Source organism: Ectothiorhodospiraceae bacterium BW-2 (genome assembly GCA_008375315.1).
Taxonomy (GTDB): Bacteria; Pseudomonadota; Gammaproteobacteria; order Thiohalomonadales; family Thiohalomonadaceae; genus BW-2.
Genome location: CP032507.1, coordinates 859037 through 877009 on the forward strand (window position 1 = coordinate 859037; position 17973 = coordinate 877009).

A 17973-nucleotide genomic window follows, 5' to 3' on the forward strand; every position below is an offset into this window, starting at 1 on the left:
GATGAGGAGCACTATCATGGGTCAATTCAGAACGCTAGCAGTTGTTGCAGCCGCTATATTGCTTAGTAGCTGCGGCGGAGGGGGGGTTAAGTCGGTTAAACCGGTCATTCAAAACGACCCCTCGCCAATGGCCGCTAAACAGCCTTCCACCCCACCCGAAGCAAAAACCCCAACATCGCTGAGTGATGCCCTGCTCAACGGCAGCGACGAGGCGACTCTTGCCCGTCTGCTGCCGCAGTTTCGTGCCGATCTCAACCGCCCCGATGCCAGCGGCTTTACCCCGTTGATGCAGCTTGCCGCTACCGCCTCCCCTGCGCTGCTCAAGCAGGCGCTGCAGTTAGGGGGCGATCCGTCACAGAAGGTAACCGTAAACGACCGCAGCTTCGATACAGTCGATATGGTGCAGGCGGTATTTGCCCTACAGCGACCAGCCTCAATACAGCAACAGCAGCAGGGGGCGCTCACCCTTAGCGGTACGGCAAACGCCGCCCCCTCGACCACGCCGCTCAGCCCCGAACAGGCGCAGCAGCTTGTGGTCAAACTAGCACTGCTGCAGAGCTATCAGGCCGAGCAGCAGCTACGCGCTGCCGATCCACAGCACACTAAGCTGCAACGCGAGTTTCAGCAGTGGAGCGATACAACCCGCCAGCAACTAGCGGCACTCAGCCAGCCGATTGCTACCATTGCCGAACCGACACTGCCGCCGGTTGAGACCTTTGCTAAGAGCCCATTTGAGAGTGTCGCGATGTTTCAGCAGCGCATGGAGCAGGCGCGGCAGCGACGCGAGCAGCAGACCGCCAAACTACTCGCCGACTACCGCCAGCGCGTCGAGCAGCGTAACCGTCAGGTCGAGAAAACGAGCCGCGAACTCGCGCAACTGCAGCAGCAGATTACCCAACGCAATGACGATTATCAGCAGCGCCTCGCCGCCATTAGCGCCGACATTGAGCAGCGCATCGCCAAACAGCAGCCGCACTTTATCGCCAAGGCGGTCGCCACCGTCTATGGCGCACCGTGGCTGCAGGCGTTAGAGGTCGATGGCCAACCCAAATATGATGCCGAAAAGGGGCTAATGTTCGCCTCGCTCGGTTTTAGCCACCTTGAAGAGCGTCAGGAGGTGATCTTTCCGATCGCCGCCGGTAGGGGTGCCGAGCAGTTCTATCGCCAACTCCAAGCCGGCAGCCTGATACCACAAGTGGCGTTTGAGCGCGATGCGGCACAGCGCCTAACCCTCGCCGCCGTCACCGTTGCCCAAGCGCAGCACACCCTGAGCGCCCGCCTCGGCAGCAGCGAGCTATTTACCACCGCCAAACCGCTAGAGGTGGTGTTGCAAAACCGCTCCACCCCCGAACAGTTAGCACAGGCAGAGCAGCCGCTAGTGCGCTTCGATGAGCAGGCGTTAGCGCAGCTACAACTGCAAAACCCCAATATCAAAGATGTACAGTTTGAGGCCTATCTACAGCAGGAGCAGCAGGCCTTTAACGACGATATTCCACAGCGGTTAGCGCAGATTAGCGCCGCGCCGATCGATAAGCGGCAGTGGCTATTTGTCATCGGCATTGAGCGGTATCAAAATACCGATAACATCCTCTACTCGCGCCGCTCGGCGGAGCTGTTTGCGCAGGTAGCCGCGAAGAGCCTCGGCATCCACCCATCGCGGCAGGTGGTGCTGCTCGATGATCGGGCGAGCAGCGGTCAGATTCAAGATCAACTCAAGCTGATGTTAAGCAAAGTCGAAGCGGGCGATCGCATCCTCTTCTACTACTCCGGCCACGGCCTGCCGGTCGCTGAGGAGGGCAATACCCCCTATCTGCTCCCCGCCGATAAGATCCCCGACTTTGTCGCCGATGATCCCTTCTATCGTGCCGATAACCTCTATCAGCGGCTACAAAGCTCCGCCGCCGCACAGGTGGTGGTCTTTATGGACTCCTGTTTTACCGGCACCACCGATGGTAAAAGCATCTTTGGCGGCACCAGAGCCGCCACCCGTCTGCAACCGCGCCGCCTCACGCTCGGTGAGGGCGCTAAGATGGCGGTGTTAACCGCCGGCACCGATAAACAGTTCTCCAACGCGCTACCGGAGAGCGGCCACCGCCTCTTTAGCTACTATCTGATGAAGGAGTTGATGAATCGACCCGCCTCGGTCGGCGATCTGGCGCTTCAGGTCACCGCCGCCGTTGATCGCAAAAGCCGCGATTTAGGCGGCCTAAACCGACAGACCCCGGTGCTAGCCGGTAACCGGCAGCTATCGCTGCAATCATCGAATCGCTAAGCGCTAAACCGCCACCATGAGAGGCTACCCGCGCCCGATTATCGCTCTGCTGCTGCTCGCTGCCTTGATAAGCGGTTGTCAAACCCTGCCCGAAGCGGTGCGCGATACCGCTCCGCTCTGGTATAGCCGCCAGCAGCTAGTGCAGGCGGGGGCGTGGATCGGTTATGGCGAGGGCGCCACATTGGCCGAGGCGAAACAGGCGGCGCGAGCCGATCTTAGCCGCACCCTGCAGAGTCAGGTGACCAGCCAGATCACCATCGAGCGCCAGCAGCACCAAGGCGAAGTGGTTGTTACTGCCCGCTCAGCGGTTGAAGAGCTCAGTCGCGCCCAATTTAGCGAACTCCAGACGCTGCGTAGCGAGGCGATTAACCCGCGCTTCTATGTCGCTCTTGCCTACGACAATCGCCCGCTATGGCAGCGATTAGCGCCGCTGCTAACCGCCGCCGCCAACGCCGCCGCCCCACCCGAGCAGAGCGTTCAAGAGCTATTCAGCGCCTCCCCGCTACAGCAGCAGCTACAGCGCCACTATGGTTATGGTTCATATCGCCCAAACGCCCCCCTCACACTGAGCCACGACGGCAACGGCTACCGCCTCCACGCAGCCGATCAGCATGTCGGGGTGCGGCAGCGGGAGGTCGCCCTGCTGCTGCCGCCAACACAGCTCTCGCCGCAGCTAGGGTTACGCTTAGAGCCGCAGTTAACCAACTACCCGCCAGAGCAGCTATTTCAGGTAGTGCTTCAGCCGGCTATTAGCGGCTATCTGAGCCTGATCCAGATCTTCGGCAGCGGTGCGACGGTGCTTAATCTCGCCAATCAGCCGGTGACCACCGCCGCCCTCTCGCTGCGCTACCCCGATCCAAAACGGTATGAGGGGTTGATGACCGAACTCCCCGCAGGTCAGAGCGAAACCCGCGTCGTTCACCTAGCGCTGATCTGCCACCAACCGCGTGATTTGAGCCGTTTTAGTGCGCTCTCTAGTGAGGTCGGGCAGCAGCCGCAGAGCTTTCTGCTCGGCGAACTACCGGCGCTGCTACAGGGGTGCCACTGGAGCGCCCTATCGCAGCGGATCGGCCGTTAACCCTAAATGAGTCGATGGGGTTAATCGATTTTAAGCGCCTGCCGACGGCGCTACAGTTAGCCCTGGTGCAGCAGACCCCAGATGTTCGTCTGGATATTCACGCACCGGCAGATGTGGCGTAGCCATTTCCCTATTGAGATAACTGACCTATTTGTTCATTACCGCCTTTAGCTGCGGGTTATTTTCAATATCCTGCTTTGATGAGGGGTCGATGTCGATGGCTTTCGATAGGTATTTTTTAACCAAATGGATGCGCTTTTCTGCCAGATGGAGGCTGGCCAGATCGAAATAGCCCTCTTTGTCTTGTGGTTGATGGGTGATTGCCTCATGGAACGCATCTTCCGCTGCGGCCATGTCGCCCTTTTCGAGATAGGCATAACCCAATGCGTTATAGCCATTAAATGAGGCCGGGGCGATTTCGACTGCGCTTAATAGCAAGGCTATTTTGGCATCGATGTCGGTTAACTGATAGCTGGCTATGATGCGCTGCTGTGCCTTTTGCGACAGATGGTTGTCGCGTCTGATTTGTGCTTTTATCTGCTCAAACTCGGCACGGGTTGAGCGAAGCGACCACCACTCCCAGACCGCCAGCGCAGCAAAGCCGACGCCGATGAACGCGATAAGGATATTCAAAACGGTCAGGTAGTCGCTGTTGCTCATGTTTCAATCCGCGCCCCCCGTTTTTCCCCTCAACCGCCGCATCAATTGAGTTCTCTTCATTCGGGTAAAAATTTTCGATAGTGTGACAATAACCGGTCACTTTCTGCTCTAATGTTGTCATCTCATTCCACCTCACTTACCGTCCACTTTAACCGCAAATATCGCTTTGTAACATACTCAATTCCATCCTCTTTCTGGTAAGAAATCACCAACTTTTCACTGTAAGTATAGACCAATACCCACCCTCCTGCATCGAGCGCGATCATGGGCTCATGCCCGCCCTTAGCCACCCGATAGAGTTTAGGGAAGCTGAGATGAACAAGCACTGATTTTTACGCTGCGGTTTACCTCCAGCTACGGTACAATTCTCGCATCTCACCGCGATTCATCACCGCAGCACTATCACCAACGCCATATTCAATAGAGGACTCCATGCGCCGACTACAACACGCTCTGCTACCCCTACTACCCGCCCTCTGGGTGGGCATAACACTCGCCTGTGACCTGCCGCAAGGGGTCGCCTTTACACCCGATCAACTCAATCGCACGGCCATCACTGCGCAACTGGAAAAGCTAGAAGAGCTACATCTTCCCCAGCAGCTACAACAGGCCGAGCAGCAGGTCGCCACCTGTCGCCAACAGAGCCAACAGCAGCTCAGCACCACCATTACCCAATATGACACCCTGTTTACAGAGTGGCGCGAGTTTAACCGCCTGCATGAAGGGCTTGCCACGACCCGCCGCCAACAGGAGGAGTATCGGCAAGCGACCCTCAAACAGCAGCAAGACCTGCCCGAACAGCTAGAGCAGATTGAGCTGCGCGGCCTCTACCTGACGCTGCTGCAACACAACCTGTCCCCGCTGAAAGTTAAAGTAGATGCGATGAAGCGGCTCGCCGAGAGCCTGCTGGCGGCCACGGCTATCCCTGAACTGAACGGCATCTTTATTCACTCCATCACCGAAATCACCACTACCCAGATGGGTAACAAGAGCCAGCAGAGCTTCAAAGATAGCCTCACCCAGCGCATGAGTGGCCAGCTGGCTATCGGCCAACGCCCGGTTCCGGGCGAAAAACTCCCCAATAAACAGTTCTACACCCTTACCGAAGTGGTGGTAACGCCACTGAAAGCGCCGCTACCCGCCCAAAGCGGCATTCAGCGCCCCGGCAGCGCCGCCGAGTTGGTGCGTTCGGTGGTGATTAACCTCGATAGCGCCGACTGGGCGACCCACTTAGCGGACTTTAGCTTAGATGCCGCCACCACGGCGACTATCGACGCGGCGCGTAGCCGCTATATCGGCAACATTCGCCAACAGAACCAGAACCAGCAACAGCGCCAACAGGCACTGATTAACACCGCCACCGAGGCACTTGCCACCTACCAAACCCGCCTCAGTGAACTCACCACCTTAGAGCAGCAGCAGCGCCAAGCGCTGCAACAGCTCTATGCGACCTGGCAACGCCCCTGCCGCGAGAAAGACCCACTCGCCTGCCGCCCCCAGGGCAACGCCTATCTGCAACAGCAGTTGGTGCTGAACCTACAGCAGCGGCGCACCACCCTCAGTGGCGAACTCTTTGCCAGCGAGTCGTTTCCGGTCTATAGCCAGGGCAGCTTTGCCGACGCGATTGCCAACAACGCCATCGGCTCGATTAGCGACTTCATCCGCAGCCACCAACAGAGCACCGCCTGGCAGCAGCAGCTCACCATCGACAACGGTCTGCTGACCCAATTTAACCTGCAACAGCTCACCACCCCCTATCGCCGTCTCGATCACTTCTGGCTGATGGTCACCGAAGCGCCTGGCAACGGTTACAGTGTGCGCGCCTTTAGCCGCTTCCGCTTTGACGACAACCCCGACATCGGTTGGCAACTACGCCAGCAGCTCCTCGGTAATCCGGCCATTTTAGTGCTGCCGGCGAGCAGCGAGCAGGGCGATATCACCCCCTTTGGCGAACAGCTTCGCCAGCAACTGCAGCAGCAGCTTCGCAACAGCGGTTTAGCCAACCTGCGCCCGCTGCCTACCCCCCTCAAAGAGCTGCTGATGCCAGCAACGGCCGAGGCCTTCAGCGACCCGACTATGCAAACCGCCCTGCAGCGCAGCGGTGCCGAAGTATTGATAAACGGCAGCTACCAGACCACCCCCGAGGGGAGTCGGGTCGTCTGGCTGGCATGGCATATCGCTCAACAGCGCCTTTTGACCCAACTAAGCGCAGCGATCCCCACGCCGGTCGAGTCGGGCAGTGCCACCCTTAACAGCTACCGCACCGCCCTAATTCGCCGCGCCGAGAGTCGCCGCACGCCTACCCAAATCACGCTCAACAAGCTCAGTGGCCACTACTGTCGGGGCGAAGAGGCGTGGGTCGATATTCGCCTCACCGAACCGCGCTACCTCACCCTGCTCACGCTCGGTGCCGACAACAGTGTCACCCGCTACACCCCCAACCGTCTGCAACCATCCCGTCGTGAGCCGGCGGGAGCCCTGCAGTTTCCTCCGGCGGCGTGGCGCAGTCAGCAGAAGATGAATCTGACCCTCTATCCGCTGCCCGGCCAGCTCACCCATGAACAGTTTCTGCTCATCAGCAGCCGCGAACTCCTCGATTTAAGCGATATTCCGGTGCCCGAAGCGCAAGTCGGCGCAAGCGGCACCACGCTACGGCAGCTCTATCAACGCCTGCAACCACAGCCCGATGCCGAACTCTCGCTCATCGCCTATCAGGTTGACCCACACTGCTAACTCTGGAGCTGACCGATGAACCGAACTTCAAGACTCACACTCTTGCCTCTGCTGCTACTCTCATCCTCGCTGCATGCCGGTGCGCGGGTGGACCCGGCCAGCTTGCGCATCGAACCGCAGGGCGACACCATTGTAATTCACTACCGCCTTGAGGGGGATGCGGGCGAGCGCCACAACCTGCGTCTGAGTGCCAGCCTTAACGGCACACGCCTGACGCCACGCACCCTGAGCGGCTCCCTGCAGCAGGTTCGGGTGGGTGAAGCGCAACCACTGCGCTGGCAGGCGCTCGCCGACTATCCCAAGGGGCTACAGGGCGACCTGAGCATCACCCTAGAGACCGAGTGGGAGCAGTCGCCCACCTGGCCCTTCACCATCACGCCGCTACCGGCGCACGCCACGGTCAAAATCATGAACATTGTTCCCAAATACCAGCCCGGCATGGCGCTGGCCACTGGGGAGTATGATGTGCTGGTACAGGCTGATGGCTACCCAAGCTGGCGAGAGACCATCCACCACAGTGGCGCAGCAACCCGCCAGAGCGTGAATTTAAGCGACCTACGCGAAGCGGAGCGGCGGCGCACCGAAGAGGAGAAACAGCGCCAAGCAGCCCTAGAGCGCGACCGCCAGGCGGAGCGGGAGCAGCAGCGCCAGGCTGAACTGAAACGGCAGCAACAGGCAGAAGCAGAGCGCCAGGCAGCGCTGCAAAAACAGCAGCGAGAGTCGGCCAACCAAGCCTTCACCGACCTGACCACTGGCATGACATTTGTTTATATCAAAGGTGGCCGCTATCGGATGGGCAGTCCGAGCGATGAATCGGGTCGCGACGGTGACGAGAGCCAACACTGGGTCACGGTTGGGGACTACTGGATAGGCCAATACGAAGTAACCCAAGGCGAGTGGCAGAAAACAACCCCTCTAGCTTTAAAAAAGGCGACAACTACCCGGTTGAAGGGGTTAGCTGGCATGATGCGCTTGACTTTATTGACAAACTCAATCGCCAAAGCGGTAAAAATTACCGTCTGCCGACCGAAGCGGAGTGGGAGTATGCGGCACGAGGGGGGACAACGACCGCCTACTGGTGGGGAGATGGCGTAGGTCGCAACAATGCCAATTGCGATGGCTGTGGCAGCCAATGGGACAACAAATCAACCGCACCCGTAGGTAGTTTCAAACCCAACCCCTACGGCCTCTACGACACGGCTGGTAATGTCTGGGAGTGGACCTGTTCAGGTAAAGATGGCGATTACAAAGACAATATGGAAATATCATGCAAGAATCGTGCCGATTCCGGCGACCGCGCTTTCCGTGGCGGTTCGTGGGGCAACGGGCCTGCCGGGGTGCGCGCCGCCGGTCGTGTCGGGGACGGTCCCGACTTCCGTAACTTCTACCTCGGCTTTCGGCTTGTCCTCCCCCCCAGGTAGCATTTCCTTTATGCTCTATGCTCTTACCTTTATGGGGGGCCCGCTTGCGGGGGCGCTAGCCCGGGGTTCAGGGGCGGCAGCCCCTGATCGCGATTTTTTTATTACCCACCTCTTCTGCAACGGTATGATAAGTCAAAAACACCACAGGGTCTTCGCGCGCGCTACCAACCCTGCGGTTATCATCCCTGATGACGGTCTATTTGGCTATAATATCCCTATCGAACCGGGAGGCCGGCTCATGGTAGCCTGAAGTGACGCTCATGCGGTCGTTAAACCACACAACTCTGCATCTCAGGCCGACTGGGGGGGAGGACAAGCCGAAAGCCGAGGTTGTTGTTACGGTTGTCGGGATTGTTCCTGTTACGATTGGCGGCGCGCACCCTGGCAGGTTTGTTGTTCCACGAACCGCCACGGTTAGCGCGGTTGCCGGTCAGGCCGACCCCCACGGCGCAGTACCATACCGGCAAAGAGCTCGGTGAGCAACCCCTGCGTGCTGGCGTGCCGGGCGTGACCGCACCAACTCTGCACGCTTGGGTTGATATCGGCAAAGTCGAGACGGTGGTCGGCATACGCTTGTGCCATACGGCGCAGTTTGCGGGCAAAGCGGTGGCCATTATCATTACGCAACAGCCGATAATTGGGCAGTACGCGATAACCCAGATAGTCGATGCCGCATCTTACCGGCACAATATGGCACTTGTTTGGATGCAATGTCAGCCCCTCTTGCTGTAACTGACCGGCACACCAGCGTTGTGCATCGTGCAGCCATGCCTTGTCGTTGTTAAGTATCACCATGTCATCAACATAACGCCCATAAGCGGGAGCTTTAAGTTGCTGTTTAACAGCATGATCAAACTCGTTCAGGTAGAGGTTGGCAAAAAACTGACTGGTTAGATTGCCGATAGGAATACCACATCCGACAGGCGAGCGTGCATCCTCCGGGCTGTTGTCGATGATTAAATCCAGCAGCCATAACAGTTTGGAGTCTTTAATATAGCGGCGCAGCTTCTCTTTTAGGCACTCACGGGGGATTGAGGGGAAATAGCGTTGAATATCCATCTGTAACACAAACGGGTAGATTTGTGCCCAGCGCTGATACTGCGCCACACCGACATGAGTGCCTTTACCCTTGCGGCAGGCGTAGCTGTGGTCAATAAAGGTACCATCAATCGCTGGTTCAATCAGACTCATCACAGCATGATGAACAACCCGATCACGAAAGGGGGCGGCGGCAATTTGGCGCGGCTTGCGCTCGTAGAGGGTAAAGAGATGGTAGCGACCGGGCTGGTAGCGCTGCTCCCGCAGTTCGTGGTGTAGTTGCGACAGCTCCCGTTCCAGATTAAGGGTAAAGCGTAACACTGCCGGTTTGCGACGCTTGCCTTTTCGTGCCAGCAGATAGGCGCGATAGAGGTGCGCCGGGCTCGTCATCTCCTCCCAGAGATTACTTAGCCGTTTTCGCACTGCTTTGGTACCATCCGCCAATTTGTCGCCCCAACTGCTCCATCAGTTCGGCAGCATAGGCATATTGCTGTTGGCCGGTGATGTTTAACTCAACACTTAAACGCCACAGGTGCTTTACCCGTTGCAAACGCAAGTTGGCTTTGCCCAACGGCGTTGCCGGGCGGTTGCTGTAGGCAGCCTCAACCAGATGCTCCAGCACATCGAGCAGACCCGATTCGATGCGCTCAGCCAAGGTAAAACGCTGGTTGCGGGGGAATTTGCCCAAATGTGGAATAATCCACTTTAACAGGTCGTGGCACAGTTCAACCGCTGCAGGGGTGCTGACGGCCATTTTCTGTCTCATGCATTCAACCTGAAAAAATCGCGATCAGGGGCTGCCGCCCCTGAACCCCGGGCTAGCGCCCCCGCAAGCGGGCCCCCCCATAAAGGTAAGAGCATAGAGCATAGAGCATAAAGGAAACACTACCTGGGGGGGAGGACAAGCCGAAAGCCGTGGCTGTCGCCACGGAGGCCGGGATCGCTCCAGCCACGACTGGCGGCGCGCACCCCGGCAGGAACGTAGCCCCACGAACCGCCACGGAAAGCGCGGTTGCCGGAATCGGCACGATTCTTGCATGATGTTTCCGTGTTGTTTTTGTAGTTGCTATCATAACCTGAACAGGTCCACTCCCAGACATTACCAGCCGTGTCGTAGAGGCCGTAGGGGTTGGGTTTGAAACTAACTACGGGTGCGGTTGATTTGTTGTCCCATTGGCTGCCACAGCCATCGCAATTGGCATTGTTGCGACCTACGCCATCTCCCCACCAGTAGGCGGTCGTTGTCCCCCCTCGTGCCGCATACTCCCACTCCGCTTCGGTCGGTAGGCGGTAGCTCTTGCCGCTCTTTTGGCTTAACCATGCCGCATAATCAGTCGCCTCTTCCCAGCTAACATAGACCACCGGCTGCTTGTCACCATTGAGGCTATGGCCTTCATACTCTTGGCTATCGTGGTCGCGTTTGAAGAGGCGGTACTGCTGATTGGTCACTTCGGTTGTCGCTATCCAGAAATCCCCAACCGTGACCCAGTGTTGGCTCTCGTCACCGTCGCGACCCGTTTCATCGGTCGGACTGCCCATCCGATAGCGGCCACCTTTGATATAAACAAATGTCATGCCAGTGGTCGGGTCGGTGAAGGGCTCATTCCCCCCGCTAAGCGCAACCTCCTTTACCGTTGTCTGCCCGCCATGCTTGACCCACTCCAGCCACTTGTCGCGGCCTTCGGCACTCACCTCAACATAGTAGTCGCCATCGGGTAGCTCCATGCCCGGGCGATAGGGTTCGGTGATATTCATAATGCGTACCCGAGCATTGGCCGGTTCGGTTTGAATGGTGAAGGGGTAGTGGTGGCTCTGCTCCCAGTCGCTCTGTAGCGTAAAGGTAAAACGCCCCGATAGCCCCTGCGGGTAGTCCTGGGTGACGCTCCAGACCAGAATTTGCGGTTCGCCCACTAATATGTTTTGGGTGTTGCCAATCAGGCTGCGCGGGTTAAGTGGTTGGCCATTCAGAGCCGCGCCAAAGCGCAGGGTGTGGCGCTCGCCGGCGTCGCCGCTTAGGGTGTAGTGGAAGACAATCTGCCCGCCCCGTTGGTCGTAGCTGAGGCTCTTTTGGTCAACGCGGGCGCCGGCGTGGAGGGTGAACGGCAGCAGCAGTAGCAGAAGGGTTAGGTGGTTCATACTGGCTCCGCTTAGTTGTTGAGTTTGGCGAGTACCGTATCGGCGCGCCCTTCGTGTTTGGGCTGTTGCGTGCCACCGAGGCGTTTCGACCAGTAGCCGACCTCTTCGCTCAGATAGCTCTGCATCTCGCCTGCCGTGATGGTGCGGTCGCGGTTTTGATCGGCTTCACCCTGTAGCCCCTTGAGGAAGTAGTAGGTGTAGAGGCTGTGCTGCTTTTCAGGGTACCAGTTGCTTAACTGGTCGCCGCTGGCGCTGGTCATGACGCTGGCATTTTTGAGCGGGCTGGGGGTTTCGTTGATTGTAAGCTGTCCCGGACTTTTGTTTTGCAGTATCAGGCCATCCTTCACCCGCCCCGAAAAGCAGGAGTCGAGCACCACGATCATCTCTTTCACCGGCAGGCGTTTAAGGTTGGCGTAGAAGCGGTTGAGCGAGTAGCCGGCTTGGTCGATGTAGTCGGGGTCGGCATCAACCGGCACAAAGTAGCCATCACCGGTCTTCGGGTCGGGTGAGCCGTGACCAACATAGTAGATAAACAGGCGGCTCTGATTGTTGCGAATATAGCCGCTCACTTTGCCATCAGGGTTAAACAGGGTGCTAAATACGCCCGAGGTGGCATCTTTTTCGATGATGAGGTTCTCTTCACGAAACCCCATGGTTTGGGTGAGGTAGGCGCGCATCGCTGCTAAATCGCGATGGGCATAGTCAACATTGGGGACGCCGGGGCGGGTGTAGTGCTGGTTGGCGACCAGTACGGCGATGTCGTAGCGCCCGGCCTGTTCACCACGCGGAATCTGGCTGAGTAGGTCATCGGCAGAGGGGGTGGGTGGCGATGCGGTAGTGCCCTTTTGGGCAGGGGTTAAGTTGAGGTCGGCTTGGAGGGTGGCGGCTTCGGTGAGACCGGCAAGCAGCAGCTATGCGGTGAGTAGTGCGAATCGTAATGGCATGGGATACCCCTTATTACAGATTGAGGTTGGTTGGCAGGGTGTTGAGCGCCTGATAGCGGTTTTGCTCTATCACCACCCAGACACACACCTGCTGATTGCGGCTGTCGTACCACTTTTCGGCAATGCGACTGCCGCGCAGTACCCCCTGAGTCTGGATGTGGATATGGTCTTTTACTGCCCGCTTAACTTCGGCGCTGGCCACTTTGCCGGTGGCGGTGACCATCTGTTCAAAGGAGGCGTTCAGGGTTGTCTCTAGCGATTGCATCAGTTCGCGGCGGGCGTAGGTGGCGGCCATCTGTTCGGCCAGCGCCGGTGTGGGCGCCTGTGTTTGGCTGATGCAGCTTGAGGCGCCATTAAGTGCGCTGTTGTAGTTGGGTTCGCTGACCCAGAGGGGTTCGGCGAGTAGTGGTGCGGTAAGGAGCAAGCAGAGCAGGGCAAGGGGGTATCGTGGCATGGCGGTATTCTCCGGTGGTGTGAATAGGTTCATTACTTCAGGCGGGCCAACACGGTGTTGCGGTTGCCCTCCTGTTTGGGTTGTTGACTGCGGCCACTAAGTCGTCCGGCCCAGTAGCTCACTTCGGTGGCGAGATAGCTCTGCATCTCGCCGGCGGTGATGGTGCGGTCGTGGTTTTGATCGGCCTCGCCCTGTAGCCCTTTGAGAAAGTAGTAGGTATAGAGGCTGTGCTGCTTTTCGGGATACCAGCTACTGAGCTGATTGCCTGTGGCGCTGGTGAGTACCACCCCCTGTTGCAAGGTGCTGGCAGTTTCGCGAATGTTGAGCATGCCCGGACTGACATTTTTCACCAGCAGACCCGATGCTGTGGTGCCGGAGAAGCAGGTGTCGAGAACCACGATCATCTCTTTGGCGGGCATCTGGCGCAGATTGGCGTAGAACTGTTGCAGCGAGTAGCCCGATTTGTCAATAAAGTCGGGGTCGGCATCGCTGGGAACAAAGTAGCCATCGCCCTGTTCCGGATGGGGTGCGCCGTGACCCACATAGTAGATGAAGACCCGACTCTCGCCGGGGCGGATGAAGCGCTTCAGTTTACCGTTACTGTCAAACAGGGTTTTGAAAACGCCGAGCGTGGCATCCTTTTCGATAAGGATATTCTCAGCGGCATAGCCCATGGTGGTGGTGAGGTAGGCGCGCATCGCTGCTAAATCGCGATGGGCATAGGCGACAGACGGAACGCCGTCACGGTAGTGCTGATTGGCGATCAGCACGGCGATGTCGTAGCGCCCCGCTGGCTGACCTTTGGGGATTTGGCCAAGTAGCTCATCGCTACCGGGAGGAGGGGGCGGCGCTGCGGGTTGCAGATTAATGGCCGTGGTGGTGGTGGCGGCCTGTAGCGAGCTAATGGTGCCGCTTAGAGCCATTAGCAGCAGTAAGATAACGCGGGTTCGTGGGTGTGGCATAGCTACCTCGTTAGAGCGGAAGTGAATCGATAGGTGAATCATATCACCATAATAAATGGTGCTGTCATTTTTGTGTGCGCAAGCCTCAGTAGCAGGTTCGCTCTTATCTGCTCATACGCTGCGCTCTTCCGGGGTGTCTATCTCTTCGGTCTGTACCAGCTCCCAACCGCTCCAGATGAGTACCAGTGCGTGAATTTGGGCGTGGCCGGCGCGTTCTAAGACGCGGGTGTCGTTGCGATAGCGATTGAGTTGGGTCGTTGCTTCGCTAATCAGTTTAGCTCGGGCGGCGGGGTTGTCGTTGTCGCGCTTGAGATATTTGAGTTCAATAAGCCAAGCGTGCGCCATCTCGGGGTATTTGGCATAAAAGGGCGAAAGGTATAAATCGACAAAGCCGCCACCTAGCTCTTGCTCGCTGAGGGCATAGAACCACGGATTGAGGTTGAGCCAAGCGAGCAGAAAGCCCTGAATCATCTTTTCGCCATGCAGATAGTCGCGCATACCGCTATATTTCTGTAGCTGTTCGGTCAGATGGCTAAAGAAGGGCTGCCACTCGCCATCCCAGGCAAAGGCTTTGAGCTTTTCGCCGATGGTGAAGATATCGGGACGAAATAGGCCAACATCATCGACCGCCTCACGAATATAGCTGTAGATGAGCTGTTTGACGGTCTGGTTGGGGATAACCAGCTTTGGTTCACCGCGCTCGGTTTCGGTCGAGAAGGTGAGCAGGCCAAAGTAGTAGAGCAGTGAGATGAAGTTGTCGGTATTGGCCAGCAGTTCAGCCGGAAAGCTGCTCTTGACGCTGCTGGCGATGCCGCCCTGGTTGATAATTTGGTGTAATCGCTCAAAGCTGCCGTTGAGTTTGCGGTCGAGCTGGATTAAATGGCGCAGTTTGCCGTAGTCGGTGCGAATGTTTTGATCGATAAGTTCGTCCGGCGGCTGATTCAGTCGATGCAGCGATTTAAGGTAGTAGAGCGCCATGTCGCTATTGGTAATCGTCTCTTCAACCTGACGGCTAAAACGGTAGTGGTTGTACCACAGATTCATCACCTCACGGTGAGCCGAATAGCTTTGTCCAAACACGCTAAAAAGCTGTTCGAGTTCGCGCTCATTAAAGCCAAGCATAGCGTTAAAATCATGGTCGAGCGAGATGTTGGCACCGATATTAAAACCACTGGTGACATCATCGAGGGTAACCGGTGAGACACCGGTAATAAAGAGCCGCGACAGCGCCCCGCCGGTCGCCCCGCTCGCCCCTTTCAGTTCGGCAAAGAAGTCGCGCAGAAAGCCGCGACCGTGGGTGAGCTGCTGATAGGCCTCGCGCCCTTCGCTGGCGAGCAGGGTATTGGCGAAGTTGTCGTACTCGTCGATGAAAATATAGATGGAGGGGAGTTGCTGCTGTTTGGCTTCAATGATGAGCTGCCGTATTGCTGCCGACATGGAGCTATGGCGCAAAATCTGCTCACGGCTGTGAGCAGGGATAATCTCTTGATACCACTGCAAAAAGCCATCTAACTCAGTGCGGCAGTAGTTTTCAAACGACTCTTGCAGTGCCTGCACCGTTCTACCGTGTACTAACGAAAAGTCGAGCCGCAGCACCATATAGCGGTGCTTCTCGTCAGTGGGATTGGCATAAATCCAGGTATCACTAAACAGCGCCTCCCACTGCTCGGCGCGGTTGAGGTCGTAGTAGCACTCCATCATCGACTGCAGCAGGCTTTTACCCATGCGGCGCGGGCGGATGAGAAAGAGAAATCGCCCCGCCTCTTCGAGTTTGGGTAGATAGTGAGTTTTATCGAGGTAAAATTCGCCCCCTTGGCGCAGCTTGATGTAGTCGGCCACGCCATAGGGGATGCGGTAGTGGGATTTAGTGGTCATCAATGCGCTCCGTGTAACGCCCATCTGCCGCAGTGGGCTTGAGGGAAGGAATCAAAAAAATCAAAATCACTGTCCGGCGCGAACCAACCGCACACTGTTCGCAAAGTCACGACTGCCAACACCGGCGTAACCATAGTTGAAGACCACGATCCACGAATTGTAACTATCGTTGGCGCTCGGCGAAGAAGACCAAAAATGGGTGGCAAGCGTATCAGGAAAGGCCTGCGGATGGATGGTCTGGCGCTGGTAATCTTTGCCCGATTCACCATCACAGCCATCTTGTTCATCTTTCACCCCCACAAAGGGATAGTAACCGGGTTGACCGTTGGAGCAGTAAACCAGGCTGTTTAACTCCTGAATAGTCGGGGTACGCCAGTCATTGTGGCCGGCAAAACGGTCGGTGAGGGCTTTCGCCTTCTCCCACTTAAACTTTTTCGCCTTACCGCTACAACCGCTGCCGCTCCAGGTTTGGCCGACACTACAGCGCTGCCACATCAGCTTGGTCTTCACATCGGTGACGGTGCCATCGCCGTTGTCGCGGTAGCGGTTGTCGATGAGTGCAGAGGGCACCGGTTGGGTTGGCGGTTGTGGTGTGAGTTGCGCTAATCGTTCCTGCTCCGCTCTCTGGCGGGCAAGTCGAGCCGCCTCTGCACGGTTATCCTGTTGCAGTTCAACACGCTGGTAGGTGGCTCTGCCCCGGTGGGTAATCGTCTGCCGCCAGTTGTTGTAGCCATCGGCCTGTATCAGCACATCGTAGTCGCCATCGGGGAGCTCCATGCCGGTCTGATAGCGCGGGGTGATGTTCAGGATTTTGACGGTGGCGTTGGCACAGCAATTCAGGGGCAGCTCCATAACCGACTAACTTCATAAACTTACATTGGCAAAAAAATTATTTTTTCCAGCAAAAATAGCCCATATATCTCCAATTTTGAGAGGTAACCGCATGTCAACTGCACGAAAATCAGCTTCGAACCAATCCGTCCGGTCTAAAAAAAGAATCGGAATAAACGTAAATTACAGCGCAAAGATGTCGTCTATCAACTCCACCTGACCATCACACACTTCTTTCCTGCTCTCTTTGAGCAGATGAGAGAGCTGGATGAGTGCCGGACATCTACTAATTATGATTTGGCGGCTCTTATTACGGCCTGCATTGCCATGTTTCTCTTTAAAGCCGGTTCTCGTAATGAAATGAATAATCTGCGCGAAGAGAAACGCTTTCGCAAAAACTACCAGCGGTTGTTCAAAATGCCGCTACCTCATATGGATACCGTCGATAATGTCATGCGACAACTCACGGAGGATCAACTGCAAAAACTGACTCAATCCATGGTTAGGGCGCTGTTGAAAAAGAAGATATTCCACAATCAACGGCTGTTTGGTGAATGGTTTGTCATTGCGGTGGATGCGAGCGGGATTCATAGTTTTACAGAGTGTCCCCATGAACAGGCGCTGCACAAAGACTACAGCAGCGGTAAAAGTAGCTGGCATAACATGGTTTTAGAGGCCAAACTGATTACCGCTAACGGCTTCGCCATCTCCATTGCCACAGAGTGGCTGGAAAACCCCGAAGAGGGCAACTATGACAAACAGGATTGTGAGCGTAAGGCATTCAAACGCCTAGCAAAAAAGTTGAAATCGGCGTTTCCGCGTCTACCCATCTGTCTGGTTGCCGATGGACTCTATCCTTATCAGGGATTCTTCGAAATTTGCTCAGAGTATGGTTGGGGCTGGATAGTCACCTTCAAGGATGGCAATCTGCCATCTGTTTGGGAAGAGGTTAAATCCTTGTGCCAGTTAACATCCGGCAATCAACGAAAAATCATTCTACGGCAACAGGATAATGTCATTGAGCAAAACTATACATGGATTAACGATATTGACTATCATGGCGTGAAACTACACTGGCTGGAATGCATAGAGACAACCACCGACAAAGAGGGGCAGATAATTGAAAATCGGTTCGTTCACATTAGCTCCTATCCCATCAACTGGAATACGGCACCGGAATTGAGCCGTACCGGACGCTTACGCTGGAAAATAGAGAACGAAGGCTTTAATACCCAAAAAAATCATGGATATGCATTAGAGCACAAATTTTCACGGGTGAGTTATCTGGCGACCAAGAATTACTACCAGTGCTTGCAAATAGCTCACATCATCAATCAGTTACTGGTATTTAGCAAGACATTTCAAAGTGTTATGCAGGGGAAGATGACCTTAAAGCGCATCTGGGGAAAGATGATTGCCGTTATGACTGAACGAAAACTGTCGGTAACGAAATTAGCCCAACTCACCGGGCGCCCCTGCCAGATTCGACTCATCAATTAAAAGACGATGGAGATCCCCGCTCCGAAATTCGGGATAACCCTCATTACACACTGGAGACAAGCTCACTCA

At 56.4% G+C, this 17973-nt stretch carries 18 protein-coding genes; 7 read left to right on the plus strand and 11 right to left on the minus strand.

The window, feature by feature from the left end; genetic code table 11:
* The first annotated feature begins 1 nt into the window (after position 1).
* On the plus strand, positions 2-2272 hold the full coding sequence (locus D5085_03995) for a hypothetical protein (protein QEP42370.1): 2271 nt from the start codon (positions 2-4) through the stop codon (positions 2270-2272).
* 16 nt (positions 2273-2288) lie between these two features.
* Positions 2289-3350, plus strand: coding sequence for a hypothetical protein (locus D5085_04000; GenBank protein ID QEP42371.1), 1062 nt, complete (start codon positions 2289-2291; stop codon positions 3348-3350).
* A gap of 147 nt (positions 3351-3497) precedes the next feature.
* Here the strand turns inward: D5085_04000 and D5085_04005 are convergent, their stop codons facing one another.
* On the minus strand, positions 3498-4010 hold the full coding sequence (locus tag D5085_04005; protein QEP42372.1) for a tetratricopeptide repeat protein: 513 nt from the start codon (positions 4008-4010) through the stop codon (positions 3498-3500).
* Positions 4011-4132: 122 nt separating this feature from the next.
* Positions 4133-4336 (minus strand): hypothetical protein, encoded by a 204-nt coding sequence (locus tag D5085_04010; protein ID QEP42373.1) that lies wholly within the window; start codon positions 4334-4336, stop codon positions 4133-4135.
* 106 nt (positions 4337-4442) lie between these two features.
* Between D5085_04010 and D5085_04015 the strand changes: the two genes are divergently transcribed.
* From D5085_04015 to D5085_04030, 4 genes are read left to right on the plus strand one after another with little or no spacing between them, the layout of a single operon-like run.
* Positions 4443-6743: a hypothetical protein gene (locus D5085_04015; GenBank protein ID QEP42374.1), complete on the plus strand. Its 2301-nt coding sequence runs from the start codon at positions 4443-4445 to the stop codon at positions 6741-6743.
* Positions 6744-6758: 15 nt separating this feature from the next.
* Positions 6759-7838 (plus strand): hypothetical protein, encoded by a 1080-nt coding sequence (locus tag D5085_04020; protein ID QEP42375.1) that lies wholly within the window; start codon positions 6759-6761, stop codon positions 7836-7838.
* Positions 7586-8164 carry a formylglycine-generating enzyme family protein gene (locus D5085_04025; GenBank protein QEP42376.1) on the plus strand — a complete coding sequence of 193 codons (579 nt, stop codon included), beginning with the start codon at positions 7586-7588 and terminating at the stop codon, positions 8162-8164. The genes D5085_04020 and D5085_04025 overlap by 253 nt, the downstream gene beginning before the upstream one ends.
* Before the next feature lie 10 nt (positions 8165-8174).
* Positions 8175-8414 carry a hypothetical protein gene (locus D5085_04030; protein ID QEP42377.1) on the plus strand — a complete coding sequence of 80 codons (240 nt, stop codon included), beginning with the start codon at positions 8175-8177 and terminating at the stop codon, positions 8412-8414.
* 19 nt (positions 8415-8433) lie between these two features.
* Here D5085_04030 and D5085_04035 read toward each other — a convergent pair whose 3' ends face one another.
* From D5085_04035 to D5085_04075, 9 genes are all read right to left on the minus strand, one after another.
* The gene (locus D5085_04035; protein QEP42378.1) at positions 8434-8784 is read right to left on the minus strand and encodes a hypothetical protein; all 351 of its coding nucleotides are present in this window, start codon (positions 8782-8784) and stop codon (positions 8434-8436) included.
* On the minus strand, positions 8579-9592 hold the full coding sequence (locus D5085_04040) for an RNA-dependent DNA polymerase (protein ID QEP42379.1): 1014 nt from the start codon (positions 9590-9592) through the stop codon (positions 8579-8581). Before D5085_04040 ends, D5085_04035 begins: the two co-directional genes overlap by 206 nt.
* A 13-nt stretch (positions 9593-9605) precedes the next feature.
* On the minus strand, positions 9606-9968 hold the full coding sequence (gene avd, locus D5085_04045) for a diversity-generating retroelement protein Avd (GenBank protein ID QEP42380.1): 363 nt from the start codon (positions 9966-9968) through the stop codon (positions 9606-9608).
* A 119-nt stretch (positions 9969-10087) separates the two neighbouring features.
* On the minus strand, positions 10088-11338 hold the full coding sequence (locus D5085_04050) for a hypothetical protein (GenBank protein QEP42381.1): 1251 nt from the start codon (positions 11336-11338) through the stop codon (positions 10088-10090).
* Positions 11339-11349: 11 nt separating this feature from the next.
* Positions 11350-12249 (minus strand): caspase family protein, encoded by a 900-nt coding sequence (locus D5085_04055; GenBank protein QEP42382.1) that lies wholly within the window; start codon positions 12247-12249, stop codon positions 11350-11352.
* Positions 12250-12295: 46 nt separating this feature from the next.
* On the minus strand, positions 12296-12736 hold the full coding sequence (locus tag D5085_04060) for a hypothetical protein (GenBank protein QEP42383.1): 441 nt from the start codon (positions 12734-12736) through the stop codon (positions 12296-12298).
* Between the two features lie 32 nt (positions 12737-12768).
* Positions 12769-13740 (minus strand): hypothetical protein, encoded by a 972-nt coding sequence (locus D5085_04065; GenBank protein QEP42384.1) that lies wholly within the window; start codon positions 13738-13740, stop codon positions 12769-12771.
* Between the two features lie 69 nt (positions 13741-13809).
* Positions 13810-15597, minus strand: a complete 1788-nt coding sequence (locus tag D5085_04070) for a hypothetical protein (GenBank protein QEP42385.1) — start codon at positions 15595-15597, stop codon at positions 13810-13812.
* Between the two features lie 42 nt (positions 15598-15639).
* Complete coding sequence (locus D5085_04075; GenBank protein QEP42386.1) at positions 15640-16425, minus strand: DUF1566 domain-containing protein; 786 nt, start codon at positions 16423-16425, stop codon at positions 15640-15642.
* Between the two features lie 234 nt (positions 16426-16659).
* Between D5085_04075 and D5085_04080 the strand changes: the two genes are divergently transcribed.
* Complete coding sequence (locus tag D5085_04080; protein ID QEP42387.1) at positions 16660-17904, plus strand: hypothetical protein; 1245 nt, start codon at positions 16660-16662, stop codon at positions 17902-17904.
* Positions 17905-17973: the final 69 nt, after the last annotated feature.

Excerpts from the sequence above, each read along its gene's own strand:
- D5085_03995 (QEP42370.1), top strand. The coding sequence starts at position 2 with ATGAGGAGCACTATCATGGGTCAATTCAGAACGCTAGCAGTTGTTGCA.
- D5085_04000 (QEP42371.1), top strand. The coding sequence starts at position 2,289 with ATGAGAGGCTACCCGCGCCCGATTATCGCTCTGCTGCTGCTCGCTGCC.
- D5085_04005 (QEP42372.1), bottom strand. The coding sequence starts at position 4,010 with ATGAGCAACAGCGACTACCTGACCGTTTTGAATATCCTTATCGCGTTC.
- D5085_04015 (QEP42374.1), top strand. The coding sequence starts at position 4,443 with ATGCGCCGACTACAACACGCTCTGCTACCCCTACTACCCGCCCTCTGG.
- D5085_04020 (QEP42375.1), top strand. The coding sequence starts at position 6,759 with ATGAACCGAACTTCAAGACTCACACTCTTGCCTCTGCTGCTACTCTCA.
- D5085_04030 (QEP42377.1), top strand. The coding sequence starts at position 8,175 with ATGCTCTATGCTCTTACCTTTATGGGGGGCCCGCTTGCGGGGGCGCTA.
- D5085_04035 (QEP42378.1), bottom strand. The coding sequence starts at position 8,784 with ATGATAATGGCCACCGCTTTGCCCGCAAACTGCGCCGTATGGCACAAG.
- D5085_04040 (QEP42379.1), bottom strand. The coding sequence starts at position 9,592 with ATGACGAGCCCGGCGCACCTCTATCGCGCCTATCTGCTGGCACGAAAA.
- avd (QEP42380.1), bottom strand. The coding sequence starts at position 9,968 with ATGAGACAGAAAATGGCCGTCAGCACCCCTGCAGCGGTTGAACTGTGC.
- D5085_04050 (QEP42381.1), bottom strand. The coding sequence starts at position 11,338 with ATGAACCACCTAACCCTTCTGCTACTGCTGCTGCCGTTCACCCTCCAC.
- D5085_04060 (QEP42383.1), bottom strand. The coding sequence starts at position 12,736 with ATGCCACGATACCCCCTTGCCCTGCTCTGCTTGCTCCTTACCGCACCA.
- D5085_04065 (QEP42384.1), bottom strand. The coding sequence starts at position 13,740 with ATGATTCACCTATCGATTCACTTCCGCTCTAACGAGGTAGCTATGCCA.
- D5085_04070 (QEP42385.1), bottom strand. The coding sequence starts at position 15,597 with ATGGGCGTTACACGGAGCGCATTGATGACCACTAAATCCCACTACCGC.
- D5085_04075 (QEP42386.1), bottom strand. The coding sequence starts at position 16,425 with ATGGAGCTGCCCCTGAATTGCTGTGCCAACGCCACCGTCAAAATCCTG.
- D5085_04080 (QEP42387.1), top strand. The coding sequence starts at position 16,660 with ATGAGAGAGCTGGATGAGTGCCGGACATCTACTAATTATGATTTGGCG.